The 15,947-nt window shown below is 41.7% G+C and carries 14 protein-coding genes and 6 pseudogenes; 9 read left to right on the forward strand and 11 right to left on the reverse strand.

The window, feature by feature from the left end; translation table 11 throughout:
- Positions 1-26: 26 nt before the first annotated feature.
- The 4 genes from BK127_RS38360 to BK127_RS38375 all read right to left on the reverse strand — a co-directional run bounded on the left by BK127_RS38360 (position 27) and on the right by BK127_RS38375 (position 6,090).
- On the reverse strand, positions 27-1,004 hold the full coding sequence (locus tag BK127_RS38360; RefSeq protein WP_083689903.1) for an ABC transporter permease: 978 nt from the start codon (positions 1,002-1,004) through the stop codon (positions 27-29).
- A 458-nt stretch (positions 1,005-1,462) separates the two neighbouring features.
- Positions 1,463-2,941, reverse strand: a complete 1,479-nt coding sequence (locus BK127_RS38365) for an Lsa family ABC-F type ribosomal protection protein (protein WP_076237957.1) — start codon at positions 2,939-2,941, stop codon at positions 1,463-1,465.
- An 806-nt stretch (positions 2,942-3,747) separates the two neighbouring features.
- A complete protein-coding gene (locus BK127_RS38370; protein WP_076237958.1) occupies positions 3,748-5,667 on the reverse strand; it encodes a family 43 glycosylhydrolase in 1,920 nt (639 codons plus the stop codon).
- 189 nt (positions 5,668-5,856) lie between these two features.
- Positions 5,857-6,090 (reverse strand): RICIN domain-containing protein, encoded by a 234-nt coding sequence (locus BK127_RS38375; RefSeq protein ID WP_083689904.1) that lies wholly within the window; start codon positions 6,088-6,090, stop codon positions 5,857-5,859.
- Between the two features lie 555 nt (positions 6,091-6,645).
- On the opposite strand from BK127_RS38375, the gene BK127_RS38380 reads away from it, so the two are divergent.
- On the forward strand, positions 6,646-7,086 hold the full coding sequence (locus BK127_RS38380) for a hypothetical protein (RefSeq protein WP_076237959.1): 441 nt from the start codon (positions 6,646-6,648) through the stop codon (positions 7,084-7,086).
- 66 nt (positions 7,087-7,152) lie between these two features.
- On the opposite strand, the pseudogene BK127_RS38385 reads toward BK127_RS38380, so the two are convergent.
- Together BK127_RS38385 and BK127_RS44235 are read right to left on the reverse strand one after the other, a co-directional pair.
- Positions 7,153-7,587: pseudogene (locus BK127_RS38385) on the reverse strand (hypothetical protein); the annotation flags it as partial.
- A gap of 811 nt (positions 7,588-8,398) precedes the next feature.
- Positions 8,399-8,791: a hypothetical protein gene (locus BK127_RS44235; RefSeq protein ID WP_179097757.1), complete on the reverse strand. Its 393-nt coding sequence runs from the start codon at positions 8,789-8,791 to the stop codon at positions 8,399-8,401.
- A 334-nt stretch (positions 8,792-9,125) separates the two neighbouring features.
- Between BK127_RS44235 and BK127_RS38395 the strand changes: the two genes are divergently transcribed.
- From BK127_RS38395 to BK127_RS45235, 7 genes and pseudogenes are all read left to right on the forward strand, one after another.
- Positions 9,126-10,328, forward strand: coding sequence for an MFS transporter (locus BK127_RS38395; RefSeq protein ID WP_218639073.1), 1,203 nt, complete (start codon positions 9,126-9,128; stop codon positions 10,326-10,328).
- 47 nt (positions 10,329-10,375) lie between these two features.
- Positions 10,376-10,606 (forward strand): DUF1349 domain-containing protein, encoded by a 231-nt coding sequence (locus BK127_RS43265; protein WP_179097758.1) that lies wholly within the window; start codon positions 10,376-10,378, stop codon positions 10,604-10,606.
- A gap of 69 nt (positions 10,607-10,675) precedes the next feature.
- Positions 10,676-10,930: pseudogene (locus tag BK127_RS45905) on the forward strand (DUF1349 domain-containing protein); the annotation flags it as partial.
- 160 nt (positions 10,931-11,090) lie between these two features.
- Complete coding sequence (locus BK127_RS45230; RefSeq protein WP_256711629.1) at positions 11,091-11,267, forward strand: hypothetical protein; 177 nt, start codon at positions 11,091-11,093, stop codon at positions 11,265-11,267.
- 12 nt (positions 11,268-11,279) lie between these two features.
- A complete protein-coding gene (locus BK127_RS38405) occupies positions 11,280-11,654 on the forward strand; it encodes a flavin reductase (RefSeq protein ID WP_256711630.1) in 375 nt (124 codons plus the stop codon).
- A 75-nt stretch (positions 11,655-11,729) separates the two neighbouring features.
- Positions 11,730-11,954 (forward strand): annotated as a pseudogene (locus BK127_RS38410) (VOC family protein).
- A gap of 77 nt (positions 11,955-12,031) precedes the next feature.
- Positions 12,032-12,194, forward strand: a pseudogene (locus tag BK127_RS45235) (glycosidase); the annotation flags it as partial.
- A 144-nt stretch (positions 12,195-12,338) separates the two neighbouring features.
- Here the strand turns inward: BK127_RS45235 and BK127_RS38420 are convergent.
- The 5 genes and pseudogenes from BK127_RS38420 to BK127_RS38440 form a co-directional block, all read right to left on the reverse strand.
- A complete protein-coding gene (locus BK127_RS38420; protein WP_076237963.1) occupies positions 12,339-12,716 on the reverse strand; it encodes a response regulator in 378 nt (125 codons plus the stop codon).
- Positions 12,717-12,876: 160 nt separating this feature from the next.
- Positions 12,877-13,128: a hypothetical protein gene (locus tag BK127_RS43275; RefSeq protein WP_179097759.1), complete on the reverse strand. Its 252-nt coding sequence runs from the start codon at positions 13,126-13,128 to the stop codon at positions 12,877-12,879.
- Positions 13,129-13,218: 90 nt separating this feature from the next.
- Positions 13,219-14,274, reverse strand: coding sequence for an ROK family protein (locus tag BK127_RS38430; RefSeq protein WP_179097760.1), 1,056 nt, complete (start codon positions 14,272-14,274; stop codon positions 13,219-13,221).
- A pseudogene (locus BK127_RS42785) lies at positions 14,271-14,471 on the reverse strand (sugar O-acetyltransferase); the annotation flags it as partial. The gene BK127_RS38430 and the pseudogene BK127_RS42785, both read right to left, overlap by 4 nt.
- Before the next feature lie 134 nt (positions 14,472-14,605).
- Positions 14,606-15,376: a sugar phosphate isomerase/epimerase family protein gene (locus BK127_RS38440; protein WP_076237966.1), complete on the reverse strand. Its 771-nt coding sequence runs from the start codon at positions 15,374-15,376 to the stop codon at positions 14,606-14,608.
- Between the two features lie 435 nt (positions 15,377-15,811).
- Between BK127_RS38440 and BK127_RS45240 the strand changes: the two are divergent.
- Positions 15,812-15,947, forward strand: a pseudogene (locus BK127_RS45240) (IS110 family transposase); the annotation flags it as partial.

Here is a 15,947-nt window from a genome sequence, read left to right on the forward strand (position 1 = left end):
GAAAAACTGGCTTTGTAAGTAAAGGCTTACCATAAGCTAGTCTGTTTTAAAGATTTCGCAATTTTGTTCACGGTGATTAATAAGATAAAGTTGATTACGGTATTAAACAAACCAATCGCAGAAGCATAACTGTACTGCGCTTGCACTAGACCCGCTTTATAAACGTATGTCTGAATCGTTTCGGACGAATCGACATTCAGCTGGTTTTGCATTAAATACACTTTCTCAAAACCAACGCTCATCATATGGCCCATGTTCATGATCAGCATAATAATGACCGTCGGCATGATCGCAGGAATATCGATGAACATCACGCGCTGAAGCTTCGTCGCTCCGTCAACAACCGCCGCCTCGTGAAATTCCGGATTGACCCCGGTGAGCGAAGCGAGATAGATGATGGTTCCCCAGCCAATATTTTGCCAAATACCCGAGAAAACGAACACCGTTTTGAACCAATCGGCGCTACCCATAAAAAATACCGGATCGATCCGAAATAAGCCGAGCAGGTTATTAACTGCTCCCGTTTGCGGAGACAGAAGCAAGTAGACAATCCCGACAACGACAACAGTAGAGATGAAATGCGGTGCATATGTAACCGTTTGCACGAATCGCTTGAAACGCTCGTTTGTTAATTGATTAATCATTAACGCCAGAATAATCGGAGCAGGGAATGCCACGAATAATTCGTAAATGCTGATACCCAGCGTATTTCTAATGATGGTTCCCAACTGATACGATTCAAAAAAGCGTTCAAAGTTATCAAAGCCTACCCATGAACTGCCCAGGATTCCTTTGACCGGATTAAAATTTTTAAACGCGATTTGCAATCCGTACATCGGTACGTAATGGAAAATAATAAAGTACGCGAGCGTCGGCAGCAGCAGCAAGTACAGATCATAATTCCGAATGATTTTTTTGATCGTTTTCGTAAGCTCAATTTTGGACATTCGCCGCTTGGCACGTCTCTCCAGTTTGACATCCACCGCATTGGATTGTAAGGACATCTTGTTGTACACCTCCTCTTCATTATGTAAGAACTCTTAGAATCCAAGATCCCAGATGAGCTCTGATGATTCGTATTTAATCATTTGTAGCTGGACGTGTATATAAGTCACATCGCCAATGAGAGTATGTTAAAATTGACATTCTGCTTTTTTTACTAAGTAATAAGTCAAAAATGACCAACGCATATGCGAGTTTTGCTCTAATTGATCCTATGCAGACTCAATGGCCGTTGCTTGTTCCTTGATTTCTGAATAGGTGAGCTAATTATTAATGAAATCATAAATCATTTTTATGATTTATTCAATCATTATATTGATTGTAAGCTTACAAATAATAATAGCCCCGGTTACCTTCCCTCCGTAGGCTTCCGAGGCGTGTGTGAATAATCGGTCATTCAGGACTCAAATAGAAAAGGAAAAGCCGCCAATGTATGGCGACTTTCTGGTTAGAAACAAAATCAGAGTTCAATAATCTTGGTTGCAACATTTTCACAAAATTCCCTATCATGCTCGACAAAAAGTATGGTTGGTGAGTATTCAAGCAGTAACTCTTCAATTTGTATGCGAGAAATAATATCAATAAAATTAAGCGGCTCATCCCAAATGTGCAAATGAACATTCTCACTAAGACTTTTGGCAATCAATACTTTTTTCTTTTGTCCTCCACTAAATGATGAAATATCCTTTTCAAATTGATTTCTGGAAAAATCAAGTTTTCTTAAAATCGATTTAAAAAGGCTTTCATCAATCCCGCAGTCTGCAGCATAGTCAGATAAATTGCCTTGAAGATAGGAGGTGTCCTGTGAGACGTAGGATATTTTTAACTGGCTGTCCTTCCTGAAGACACCTGTATAGTTAATATGCTCACCACAAATAAGTTTGAGGATACTTGATTTTCCTGAGCCGTTTTTACCGGTAAGAGCAATTCGCTCGCCTTGCTCAATTGTAAAACTTACCTCTGCACAAATGATCCTCTCACCGTAAAAAATGGAAACATGATCAAGTTCAGCAAGTTGGTTTTTATGAAAAGCAAGCTGTGAAATCTCTAAGCTATCCGAGCTCTCGATATTTTTTAGGAGTTTAGACTTTTCATTAATAGCAGATTGCTGTCTTTGTTCAATAGCTTTAGAGCGTTTCATCATTTTAGCGGCTTTGTGGCCAATATATCCTTTATCTACCTTAGAACCGGAATTTCTTGTTCCGTTTTTTGTTTTTTCCACTTCGTGTGACCAGTTGCCCGTCCGTTTAGCGGAATCTGACAAACGTTTAATGTCTTTTCTAAGTTTTTCGTTCTCTGCAAGCTCAAAGTTATCTTGCCTCATTTTATTTTCCCACCAACTTGAAAAATTACCTTTTTGTATTTCTATGTTGGTCTTATTAATGGAAAGTATGTGATCTACACAGTTATCAAGAAAAGCTCTGTCGTGAGACACCAAGATAAATCCGCTTTTAGACTTGAGATAATCACTGACCAGTTTTCTTGCATTCATGTCAAGATGATTGGTAGGTTCATCAATTAACAAAAAACTATTTTCCTTAATAAATAAAGTAGCCAGTAAAACCTTCGTTTGCTCTCCGTTAGATAATGAATCAAATGGCCGATATAAAACATCCTCAGAAACCTTTAATAATGAAAGCTCGCGCATTAATTGCCAGTGAACATAGTCTGGAAAAATGTCGTTGATGACATCAAGCGTATTATTTTCTTTATTTTCTACAGGGAAAGGGAAATATTCAAAACTGACATTAGCAGAAATACTCCCACTGTATTCATATTTACCAAGCAACAAATTGAGAAATGACGTCTTACCTCTACCGTTTCTTCCTGTAAATCCCAATTTCCAATCGGAATCGATTTGGAAATTTACATTTTCAAAAATGTTATCGTAACTTCCTTCGTAGGCAAACGTCAGGTTTGTAACATTTATTAATGACATAAAATTGTCCTCCTGTATGAAAAAAATAAAAGCTACAAGAAAGTTACATTCTTGTAGCTCAAATAAATACAGTTAATCAACCCCATTACGGAGTTAAATAAAAGGATATATTGTTTGAGTCAAAGATAATGTAACTTTCTTGCATACAAAATAAAACATGCGAAAAATACCGCTTTTACTGTTTTATCGTTAGCAAGAAATACTACATTATACTTTCAACTCCAGTCATTAATTTATGAGAATTATATCATCCTTATTATTAAATTTCAATAAATGAGTTTCTAGTTAGTATCACCTATATAAATTCCTTGAGATATGCTGCTTCCTTTTGTAATTCCCATTATGCAAGAAACCAATGCTTAAGCCTTCTTCCTAAAAGGTAAAGTCGACATCCTCCAGCAATGAGGCCGCCTTGATCTCCATGCACTATCGTTTCATGTATGTTGTTGAGTTAAACATTTATGTTTGAAACACAAACAAAGGTCCGTTCCACCTTTTTATAAGCGTTATTATTGGCAAATGTTTGTCTGATCTCCCAGGTACCATGAAACTTTTCAAAGAGCAACAAGGCAACTTCTCTGCCAGTATTTTACCATAAACCTGCGGGTGGAGTACGTTTATAACCAAACTGTTCCCACGCATCTAAACAATCCCATCAAAGTAAAAAAACCTAGGCTAGGGCCTAGGTGTAAAGCTTAACTGTAGGCAGGTATAGAAGTGAGGTTGTTTATACAGAGTGGTTAAGAACTGTATAAGTTTTCATCACAAGAGAAGGTTAATATTAACCGTCTCTTTACATATTTGCATCAGTTTGGTACTAGTTTAATATAATCAAGTAACAGATGGTATCCTGAGCTTGAACCATTTTTACCTGCAACATTAAACTTGAAGGATTTATTGCCTGCCGAGCTGAAGGTTATATTTGCCACATTCAGTTCCACATAGTTTAATCCAGTTGAATATAAATCCTGAACCGAACCATGATTTACATCGTTTACCGACATCTGGAACTGCCCCCTGTTGGGTCCCTTTTTCACACCGACCCTTACACTATAGCTGCGTGCCTCAGGCACATTCACAGTGTATGTCACATAGTCATTGACTGCATTGGCTTCCAGGGTAGTTCCATATCCACCGCTCAGATTGGGGTCCGTACCGGATCCATTTCCGAACATGGAGTGTTTGACGCCCGACGTTGCGCTGACAACTAAATTTTCTGTTTCATATCGGCTGCTTTGAACTGAAATATTATCAAATTTTGCAGCTGAATCATATGTCCTAACTCCTACACTACCCCTAATATAAGTTGAATCCGTCACACTAATCTTAGGGGTAGTCATATCACCAACATAAATCTTAATGGATTCACCTTGCGCAAAAATTTTAACATGATACTTTGTATTAGCCGTTAAGCTCATAGAAGCAGTGGCAAGCGATGTCCAGTTGTTGTTTGCCTTCCCAATCAGAACCTTCTGATTAGGAACATCGAGTCCAGCATAGTAGCCTTGGTAAGCATCAGTACCTGTTCCAGGATTTGATACCCTAAATACCAGACCCGCATTGCCGGTTGAACCTGGTGTCACATCAGCTTCATAAATCAAATCTGTGAAATTGGTGTCCAGAAGGGCCTTGGCACCCGGATTTGATGCTACATTATACTGACCGCCTGATACTGTCCATGTACCGCCATATTTTGTCCACCCTACATCATTACCGTCATCAAAGTTATCTTCCACTGCCATTTCGACTGGTATAATAGTATTATCTGCATTAAACTCAAATTTATCAAATGCCAGTACGCGTTGTGAACTATTCAGATAACGCTTATGGTAAAAAATATACCAATCATTTGTTGTAGGTGATTGAACAATACCATTATGACCAGGTCCATCTGCTGTTGTAGTATCCGTATGCAGCATAATACCTTTTGGTACAAATGGTCCTGTAACAGAGCTGGAAGTTGCATACATGACCTTATAAGATGAATCTGCCCATACACCGGCAGCATAAGTCAAATAGTATATCCCGTTCCTCTTGAACACTTTAGGCGCTTCAAAATAATCATTGTCGCCATTTTTAGTGGGAGTAACTTTCTTATAGACGGTTCCATCAGACCATGTTCCCAGAGACTTCATGTCAGCGTTAAGCTTTACAACATTACACTCTCCCCAGCTGCCATAATACATATAAGCCTGACCGTCATCATCAATAAATACATCTTGATCCATTGGACCTGCGCCATTTCTTACAACATTTATAAGTGGTGCACCAATCGCATCGGTATATGGACCTTGTGGATTATCAGCCACTGCAACGCCTATTCCGCCTAATTGTCCATCGCCATTGATTGCGTTAGCAGCAAAATAAATGTAGTATTTCCCATCGCGATAAGCCCCGTTTGGTGCCCACAATGAATGTTGTAACCATGATATATTGGCAGAACTTATTACATTTGAGTATTTTGTCCAGTTGACCATATCTGTTGAAGAAAATATGTCTATAGATTTTGCGCCAGTGCCAGACTCGCCAACTTGAGTCGAACGAGTCGGATACACCCAATATGTCCCATTATAAACCTGTACATCAGGGTCTGCATAAGAGCCATCCCCAAATTGTGGACCAGAGTGAATCGGATCAGCATAAGCTAGTCCCGGCAAAGATGCAAACAAGCAAATTACAATTGAAACGCAATACAATACCAAATTAGATTTTTTAATTTTTCCCATGAGACAACCTCCTTTTTGACTAACAATTTACGTTCCTTGTTGAACACTTTGACTCCCATGCCTGGCCAGAATGCTTAAAGATAAACTTAAAGCTTCCATCCCCCCTGTGGAACAAATCTTACCAGCAGATTGTCGGCTCCAGTGTAGTCCCTCAGATTTGTTCTAATCCCTGTTTGCGTGGAAGCGCTCTCAAAATCGATTGTCATTTACATATTGACCACCTCCTACAGGCTGTATCCGCCACTGCTGCCTAGCTGCTCCGGTGTAATCATTTTGCTGTACCTTTGCTCCGTTTGTCGTATTTCCGCTTGCAACTTCAAGGGCTTTGCCGCTATTCACATTGATGATTTTAAACAAGCCATTACCTACATCGACAAAATTCCATTTATGCGCAGTCTTATACCTGTAATCCCAATTATGAATCTACACGCCATTTCTAAAACCGCTTTCATTTGTTTCGTCCCTCTCCTACTAATTTTAACAAAATAACCTCCTACGAAATAATTTGAGCAAAAATCTTATAAAGAGATCTCATGTAAAGAATTATACTTTCATGAATTTTTATTAAAATGTAATTTTTTAAATTATTTTTGTAATAATTTTATATTTAAAACTTGGGAAATCCTTATCAAAGTAATAACACAATTAACACTGCCGCCAAGTTACAAAGCTGGTGATTACCAATGCACAGGAAGAGTATTATTAAGTTATTAATAAATTTCTAGTTGATCCATACGTTTGCGGGTGGTGTCAGCTACGCTTGTACTGCCCCATGTACGCATTAATAAGCCGGCCCTTGGCGGCCGACTATATTATTGTAATCGTGGTAAAACTGATCATCCATTTGCAATTGCTGATTATTTGAAAAAGGAGATAGCCGGTCTTATGTGGCCGGGAAGCGGGTGGACAACAGTGTTTACGGGGAGGATTTGAGCAAAAAAAAGAGGCGGACATGTCGTCCTCTGCATAGCCTTCGAAATGACGCCAAAAGTTGATTGCAGAGCTTTTGACGATCCGTTCATTGCCGCTGATTTTCTTAAGACGACTAAAATCTATATGCGATCCGTAATAGCTATTATTCGCATAGATAACGGTCAAGTCGCAATGCCGGAACTCGTACTCTATGCCGATGTCGTGTTCGCTTCTGAAACTAACCTGACAGTCAGCCAGAGAATCGCGAAAGGTGCGTTCCCGATTCTCTGGCAGTTCCATAAAACCGCCATTTTTAACACCTCTATCCTGTTCGGAGCCTTATGCACTAATATGTGTCATTTATCCAACGAGAATTGCGTTTCGACCAATACCGACTGGACCAGCGGTTCAGGAAATATGCTTGCCGCTGCAGCCGCGCAACCCTTTCGAGCCGAAGGTTCAGCTCATTGGCGGTGGTGTGGTCGTCTCCGACTGGTGAAATATTGAAGCCGATGAAGAAGATGCTGAGGGGATGCGCGAGCATGGAATGCTTATGGACCTCGCCCGGCTTACCTAGGTAGAAGGTACCTTGCTCCAGGGCAATTTCGGCCCGGTCATGGTGAATGATATTGACACCCCGGCCATCGTCGATGTAATGAATTTAGTAATAATAGTGGCTGTGCGGCCCGAGGCTGAACTGCTCCGCGACCCCTGCCACACATGCTCCACGAGCTTGACCTGCGGCACCACCACCGCAACTTCGCGGCGGGTCTCCGTGGTCATTTCATGCAAGGAGTCGCCGCCGCAGTCGCAGATTTGCTGATGCTCGGCCAAGGTGTACGTTACCGTTTCTACGGGTAGCTTCGAGAGGTCGGCTTCACGCTTACCGCTCGTTTTGCGGTGCTCGTACGTGATGGCTTCTTTTTCTGGCTCCGGTGCAGCCGTCACTTCGGCTTCGTTAAATAGATTTAGTTCCCACTGATCCGGAGGTGTATTCTCGCTGGAAGCACCGAAGCGCTTCTACTGCGTAAGCCGAAACTGTTCTTCATACCATTTGAGTTTGGCCGACAACGCGGTGTTTTGTTGCTCCAGTTGGGCATTTTGCTGCTGGAGAGGTCTCTTAACCTGACTTGTCACAGTCATGTGTCGGTTGACAAGAACTTTATCTCATTAAGTGCCGCGTAAATCGCGGTATTTTTATTTTATGTGATAAGGTAGTTGTCAAATTTGAATGACAAGAACTTTATCCCATTCCCGATGGAGACCGAACAGGTCATTTCTTAGAGAGTCAGCAGCGATCAACAGAACTTCGATTTTGTCTGAATGTCAATTTAAATCCGTTCCACAAATTTATACAAAAAAATAAACCCCTGAAGAATTTATTGCTTATATCTTCAAGAGGTTTATTTTTTAATATAGGTTTGAATAGGCTATAGTAGTTGGAACATAGTCCGTCAGACCTTTCAAGTCTAAGTAATTTATAAATGGATAACAGTCAATAGAGATTGAATAGAACTAATGTTCGATTAGTCCCCCTGGAATATCGAAAACAATTTGCGGTATGTATGGAAAAGGAAGAAGCGCGCCTGTATGAATACGGAGGCACCCCTCCCCTCCTTTTAGGGTACTTGCCATAAAACTATTTGAATGGGTAAAGTGTTCTTCCAATGGCCAATATTCAGATATTGACTCTCATACAGGCATGAGATATAGTTATGTCGTATCTTATTAAATTCATTAAAATAACTAATAAAGAAATAATGACGGAGAATTATGATGACATCACTTGGCTTCCAGCCTTAGACCTTTTCTAACGATTTCAGCTGATGTACGAAATACCTTTTTCGAACTTCATAAGATAGGATATCGTGATGTGCAAGTTGCAGTGGATTAACCACGCCAGCGCCATTTCGTTGGAAGATACAGCAGAAACCTTGCGTGAAAGCGACAATGTATGGCAACGCAAGATGACTTTATAGATGTGTGAGACGATTTTGACTACTTTGTCTAGATGAACCGGCTTTGGGGTAGCAACCACTTCACGATTATTACCCTCCACCGTGAGTTGATTACGACGGAAGGGATAAAGCCCTTTTGCTCGGAGATGCACCAAAAAGAAGTATCGATTGCCGATCAATGTAGAGAATGGTGTCAATGCAGCAGCTTTGGGCAATGGCAAACACACGGAAAATGTTTCTGCTATTGTCGGCATTTACTTCCCTCGTTCTTTTGAGTCCGGGTGCTGGCGTCGTCATTATGGCAACATGCATAGAAGCGTTACGAGCTATGCCGGTGAAGCCAATCTGCTTCCGATCGGTATTGACTGGATGACGATCAATTATGATGACCCCAAGGAAGTGGGAGTTGCATTTCTACATTAATCTGTATCTTCTGCGGGACAATCAACCCGTATTATGTTGTCCTATAAGGTGATTTTGTTTCTGAAACTTTAAAAGAAGCGATTGAACAGGCCATTGAGGCCTATCAGGTCTTCGTGGCAAATATCCGCAGGACCACAAAATAATTTAACACAACGGAGAATGGACATGATTTTTCTTATCTTAATTTATCTGGCGTTTATCAGCCTTGGATTGCCCGACTCCCTGCTTGGTTCCTCCTGGCCCATCATGAATACGGATTTGGGTGTCCCCATCGAAAACGCGGGAATTGCATCCAGTATTATTTCCATAGGCACCATCATATCCAGCTTGCTCTCATACAAGTTGATTCGGATCATTGGCACTGGCAAGGTAACGATTATCAGTGTCGCCATGACTGCCGCAGCACTACTTGGTTTTTCGCTTTCGCCTTCCTTTATTTGGTTATTGGCTTGTGCGATTCCGCTTGGCCTTGGGGGCGGAGCCGTTGATGCCGGACTGAATAGGTTTGTGGCCGAGCATTATGAAGCCAAGCATATGAACTGGCTACACGGTTTTTGGGGTGTTGGAGCCATGCTGGGTCCCATTTTGATGTCTACGCTCGTATTGTGGGGAAACACATGGAGAAGCGGTTATTTTACCATATCGATGGTACAGTTTTCATTGGTTATCTTACTTTTGTTTTCACTTCCAATGTGGAGGAAATTTGAAGGCCCGTCAACGAAGCCGACTGAGGAAGATCTGCAATCCAAAGACAAGCCAGGACTGCTCGCTTCGCTGAAAACAAGAGGTGCTATCTTTGGGATGTTTTCGTTCTTCCTGGTTTCTTCAACGGAAGCTTCCATGATGCTATGGGGATCAAGTTATTTGGTGAAAAACGAAAGCATTTCGCCCGAAAGTGCTGCCGGGTGGGTATCCTTATTTTTCTTGGGAATCACGGCCGGACGGATGTTAAGCGGCTTTATCTCCATTAAGTTGAGCAATGAGGCGCTGATTCGTCTTGGAGCCATTCTTATGATTTTCGGATTTTTTATCATGCTGTTACCGCTTCCGACGATTTTCACACTAATCTCATTCATTATTGTTGGGACAGGGCTTGCGCCGATCTATCCATCCATGCTGCATCAAACGCCCATTTATTTTGGGCAGCATAACGCACAGGCGGCTATGGGCATGCAAATGGCATTTGCCTATACAGGTACTACGCTGGTTGCGCCATTGTTTGGACAACTCTTTGCGCACGTCTCCTTCTCCTTAATGCCTTATGTGCTTCTCACTTGCGGCGTCGGATTGCTGACTTGTAGAGAAATGCTAACGCGGGCGTATAAAAAGAAAGCTGGCGTTCACAAAAGTGCTTCTCTGGAGAGCTAAGTGTTTGAAGTAACAGGCCGACAAATGTATATTGAACAGCGGGTGAGATGAAGTCTCCCCCGCTGTTCAATATTAGTGTTTTCAAAGAAGGCATGCAGGTGAAAAAACAGCAACGAAAACACATGGATTGGATTACAGGAAAATGGCTCAATCCTCCACTTCAAGCACAACAAAAGGGCGAGGGACTAACCATTATGCCTGAAATGAAAAAAGACTTCCGGATAAAAACGCTCTACGGTTTTAAATTTGAAAAGGCTCCTGCGTTATTGGCCAAATAAGATTGCGACACAGCCGTTGAGGTTTCCCTTCATCTCAGTTCCTTTACTGCGTTATACGATCAGGCTGGTTTATTCTTATACAATACTCCAGGACTGTGGATTAAAACCGGCATTGAGATTAATGACAGTATCTCTCAACTTTCGGCAGTCGTTACAGACGGGTATTCGGACTGGTCCCTTGCACCCATTCCGGAGTGGGCTGGGGAACTGTTCACGGTACGTACTTCCGTCATTCAAGGCGCGATTGTTATTCGGGCCAGGACCGAACAGCATCAATGGCAAACCATTCGTTTAACTAACACATTACCCCAGTCTTTCAAATGATCTAGCCGGGCCTGCCTTACGCTTTCTCACCAAAGCGTCAGGGTTTTGAGGTTACATTTGCGTTATTGAGCGATGGTCATTTACACCCAAAGATCAGGATCTCCATGTTGATCCCCCAAAAGAATAAGCATAAATATATGAACAACAATGAATGCTTAGTATGAAAACACCTTTAGACGAAACAATGTGGTACGCCTATCCGGGTACGGTTGTACTTGTAACGGTGCGCCACGAAGGAAAGCAGAACATTATGGCTTCTGGTTGGCATACGTACATCGAGTCACGCCAAGCATTTACGGTATTTCGATTCGCAAGAAAACGTACACGTATAGGTTAATCTAAAATAGCGGTGTATTCAGTGTTCATTTATGCGGTCTTATTATTCAGAACTCATTCAAGCGTTGGAACGTTCAGCGGTCATGAAGTCGATAAGTTCAAAAAATATAATATTAGTTATGAAGACGGCTTGAAGTTGGATATTCCTGTACTGACAGATGCTTACTTTGCCTATGAGTGCCGCACAATAAGTATGACTACGTTTGGCGATCTTGAATGGATTGCCGGAGAGAATTTGCTGGACTATCAGGATAAGGATTGCTTCTTGGAAAACGGACTTCCTGATTTGGCAAAATTGAAAATCCCGCTTTATGTAGGATGTTCTTCGTATCGGGAGCTTAACCAGGATATTACAGAAAAAAATCATCCATTGTATCTTGAACGCTAAATGAAACAAGTGGATTAGCGAGGTAGCTAAAGAAGAAACAGAAGAACGCATTTAATGTAGAAAGGCGGATGAATGATGCGAATTGAACATGTCGCAATCTGGACCAAGGACCTTGAAAAGATGAAATCGTTCTATGAGAATTTTTTTAACAGCATCGTAAAGGAAAAGGTGAATGAATTGACGGATCGCTTAAAGAAGGAGGGCTTTTAGGTTTTGGATGGGCCGCGAACAACCGGTGACGGGTACTACGAAAGTGTTGTGCTTGATCCAGAAATGAATCGGTTAGAAATCACGATTTAAACGTATCCTTCTTTCTCCGTCTCACTCCACTTGGAGACAATGGGCTAGACCGGGCTCAGGTGTTGGAGAAAAAAAAGAATGGTCCGGTATGGCGGTATTCGCAAAACCCGATTATTGATCGCCATGCCATCCCAAATTCAAACAGCATTTTCAATTCGGACGGTTGTACCGTTTGAAGATGGATTCGCCGGGGTCTTTCGTTGTGACTCCCGTTTCGTTAGTATGGATATTTTTTCTGGTTCAAATTTGTGACATCGCGTATTCGTCATCTCAAAGCAAGCGCCTGGTCGAATGTAGTTTTCACTTCTACCATCATAGGGTAAAATTAAGTTCATACAGTAGTTTTCACACTTCCTAATTTACCCAAATTATCAATTATTGTTTCTAATTGGACGACTCAGTTGAATTAATAAGTTTGCTAATCGTTTCAGAAAGTTCTGATTTAGAGAATGGTTTTAATAAATAATCTTTAACTCCTAGTTGCATTGCTTTGCGAAGGTAAATGTTTCCGCTGAGCCCAGTCATTACAATCCATTGAGTATCTAAAAATCTATTACGATAGGTCTCAATAAACGTCATTCCATCCATCCCCGGCATTATAATATCTGTGAGTATGATATCCATATGATCCACTTCCATAATTACAAGAGCCTCTTTGGTAGAAGAAGCTTCATATACGTTTAGATCCGGGAAATTCTTCATTAGGGTGCGTTTAACACCGCCTTTTATTATGAAATCATCATCGATAATCAGAATATTCATGACCTTACTCCCCTATCGTTGAAAAGATTCAAATAAATACAGGTTCATCAGAACCTTTTCACCATAGAAGCCTACTTTGATGAAACCGGGAAAAACGCCCCAGAAAAGCCGTGCTGCGAGTTCATATGCTTGGCTTCGTAATGTTCGGACACAAAATTGTTCAGTCCTGAGTCAATTGCACTGCCCCAAGACCAGATGGAATCAAACAGGCCAATAACCAAATGAAGGAAGGCCAAAGAGAGAATCCAAGCAATGCAGCGACTGTCATGACGATACTTATAGTCGTAACCTTTCCAGTGCCAAGGATCGGATTCAGTTTGTATGAGAACAACCCGGATATGATGGTACCCATAGAAATAATGAAGGAGGCAATTCCTGCATTGCCGATAGGGACACCCAAATCCGTATTCATCATGGGCCAGGGAGTACCAAGCAAGGAAGCGGGTTGTCCAAGGCTGATAAATAAATCAGTATGATAAGATCATGTCCATTCTCCGATGTCTTAGATATTTTCGTTGTCCTGTCGATAATTTCCGCGCAGACCAGACTGATATGCTGCAATCGCCTGTGCAATCAAACCATGAAGGATGTCGGCATCTAAATCACTTTCATAATTAACAACAGGGAATATTTTCCTCAAACCCTCTGAAGGTATTGCTTGCTCAATCGCTTCTTTTAAAACTTCGGAAAAAAAATCACCGTAAAGAACAACATATTCGGGATTGATTGTCCCACAAAAAATACTGATTAATTTAGAAATGGCAGCTCCTAGCTCTTTGGGATCATCATAGTTAATCGTTATCCAGTCAACACCGATCGGAAGCAGATTGACTTCACCAGCATAACCAGCGACCCCTTTATGAATGTTGCCATCAATCACAACGCCTGCACCTGGACCAAAAGTACGAGGGAAATAAATGCCGACAATAGAGGATACTTTTTCTGTATGTTGGCTAAAACCAAAAGCTGCTGCATTGACATCATTCTCAACAATGACCGGCAACTCATACTTTTTCTGAAAATATTCTGTAAAGGAAGTCCCCTTCAATGTTGTAAAGTCGTTTTCCAAAATAACACCATTACGCTCCACACCCGGCAGGGAAAAAGCAACAAGACTTATAGTCGAATAGTTTCGCAGGGCCTTATTGATCATCTGATCAAAACTAGAAAGTTGAATGGTGTCAAACGGCTCCTCTGCGTCCCATACGCGTTCCCCGTAAAGATTCCCGATACAAGCACTGATAATATTCTTCCCCTTGCGTACCCGCGCCGATAACCCAAGCACATGTGCAAATTCTGCATTAAAGCTATACGCTTGAGACGGCCTTCCTCCCGTTGCAGAATACATTTTACCGAGAGTGACTTCTCCGCTTTCTACAAATCCATTCAGTATGTTTCCAACGGTAACAAAGCTTAATCCTGTCGTTAGAGCCAATTGTTTAATGGTGGAGGTCTTGTATGAACAAAGGCTCCAAAGAACTGTTTGTGAATTGCTCTCTTTCATATCCAGCATATTTATTCCCATAAAAACCCCCGGCTTATTAACTCCGATTTTCATTTCATAATGTTGCAATCTGCCATAATTTCCGGACTATGAATCATGCTATCCGTTTCTGTATTTTTCCGAATCACTTTGCAGGGAACGCCTGTGACGAGTGAGTCAGGTGGAATATCTTGTAGTATAACACTTCCTGCACCAATGACGCTGCGATCTCCAATGGTTACGCCACTGCAAATGGTAAGATTGGTTAAAAGCCATACATCATTATAAGGTTATGCGCGTGTAAATATTAGGCCCGAAATTTTGGATGGGCTGGACTAAATAAAATTCCTCTAAAACATCTTCGTTCATCGTATTCCCCTGTATAAAACTACTCGCTGTTGTTTTGCTAAACATTAGCTGATGTTATACCCGATTTCGTTAGATAATCCAAGCTTTCCTTTGCACAATCGAAGGCATCTTTCTGCCAGTTTTCTTGCTCGACCAGTCCCCATTTCACACCGGTTCGATGACAAGCCTCAAATATGGGCAACCAATCAATCCGACCATGACCAAGTGGAACCAAGTATTCTTTTCCCTCGGTTGAGAGTGCGGAATCTTTAAAATGACATATGTTTACGCGCCCTTGATACCGTTCCAATAAAGCCACAGGGTCCTCACCTGCCCGAACAGTGTGATACACACATAAGGTTAAGCCCACTTTAGGCAACTGTTCCATTACGATGTCTATGGCACGAATGCCATTTATGTACTCATAGTTGAACCAGAGCGGGTGGAAGGTGAGTTCGATGCCATGTTCACCCAGTGTCCTCGCCATTTGTCCCATCGCGTCACAAAATTCCACGATACCTCCCGGTGTCATTAGCTCACGCGGGATGGTACTAACACATAAAGAATCACTTTCCCACAGCCTATTCATCGTGACATAGTAATCCAGATTATTTCGCACTACCGTAAAATCTTCTTGAGTTGCGATACATTTCAGCCCTGTTTCTCGCAAAGCTTCTGCCGTGAATGCCAGAGGTACGGCAGGATCGATCCATTGTAGCTGTACATCGCGATACCCCATAATGTGCAGTTTACGGAATGTATGTTGTACTTCATCTGCTGTCGTAAGATAGGGTCTAAGACTGGAAGCTTGAAAGCCAAGTGATGTCATAATTCACCCTCCACGTTTATTAATTGGTTATTAAATTGAATTTAATAAATATGAGATAACTATACCCCTGTCTGCAGAAGGAGTCAATGTCTAATGTATTAACTCCTTTAGTAATAAGGAGAAAAAGGATGAAGCAGATTCTTCCGCTCATCCAAATCCCGATGAAAAATGGGAAGAGCCTCAGTCCCAAACTAACATGGCCTGACGGCCACCACCATGAATGAAAATGTCTTGGCCTGTGAATCTGTATGTTCCATAATGGAACTGCAGGTCACAGGCCGAGACTTTTTTGGTAGGAAAACTCTGAGTCCCAAACCGGCCGACTGTATCCCGCGAGCACCGCCAATTGTTGCTGAGAGCACGTGTATAAAAATTCTTTTACTCTGAGGGTACATGACCTGCATCACTTCAACTATTTCAGGAGTGATATGTGGGATGGAAGCAATCTTAGAAAGATGTGCTGGGCTTGATGTCCACCAAGAAACAGTAGTCGCCTGTGTTCTGTATGGGGAATTAGATCGCAAACCTAAGCAAGAAATTCGCACCTTTTCCACGACGACCAAGGGACGGC

The sequence above is a fragment of the Paenibacillus sp. FSL H7-0331 genome (genome assembly GCF_001956045.1).

Bases quoted from the DNA above. Each gene is read 5' to 3' on its own strand.
- BK127_RS38440 (WP_076237966.1), bottom strand. From the start codon at position 15,376: ATGACATCACTTGGCTTTCAAGCTTCCAGTCTTAGACCCTATCTTACG.
- BK127_RS44235 (WP_179097757.1), bottom strand. From the start codon at position 8,791: ATGCCGACAATAGCAGAAACATTTTCCGTGTGTTTGCCATTGCCCAAA.
- BK127_RS43265 (WP_179097758.1), top strand. From the start codon at position 10,376: ATGAAGTCTCCCCCGCTGTTCAATATTAGTGTTTTCAAAGAAGGCATG.
- BK127_RS38395 (WP_218639073.1), top strand. From the start codon at position 9,126: ATGATTTTTCTTATCTTAATTTATCTGGCGTTTATCAGCCTTGGATTG.
- BK127_RS38430 (WP_179097760.1), bottom strand. From the start codon at position 14,274: ATGAAAATCGGAGTTAATAAGCCGGGGGTTTTTATGGGAATAAATATG.
- BK127_RS45230 (WP_256711629.1), top strand. From the start codon at position 11,091: ATGAAAACACCTTTAGACGAAACAATGTGGTACGCCTATCCGGGTACG.
- BK127_RS43275 (WP_179097759.1), bottom strand. From the start codon at position 13,128: ATGAATACGGATTTGGGTGTCCCTATCGGCAATGCAGGAATTGCCTCC.
- BK127_RS38360 (WP_083689903.1), bottom strand. From the start codon at position 1,004: ATGTCCTTACAATCCAATGCGGTGGATGTCAAACTGGAGAGACGTGCC.
- BK127_RS38420 (WP_076237963.1), bottom strand. From the start codon at position 12,716: ATGAATATTCTGATTATCGATGATGATTTCATAATAAAAGGCGGTGTT.
- BK127_RS38380 (WP_076237959.1), top strand. From the start codon at position 6,646: ATGACGCCAAAAGTTGATTGCAGAGCTTTTGACGATCCGTTCATTGCC.
- BK127_RS38365 (WP_076237957.1), bottom strand. From the start codon at position 2,941: ATGTCATTAATAAATGTTACAAACCTGACGTTTGCCTACGAAGGAAGT.
- BK127_RS38370 (WP_076237958.1), bottom strand. From the start codon at position 5,667: ATGGGAAAAATTAAAAAATCTAATTTGGTATTGTATTGCGTTTCAATT.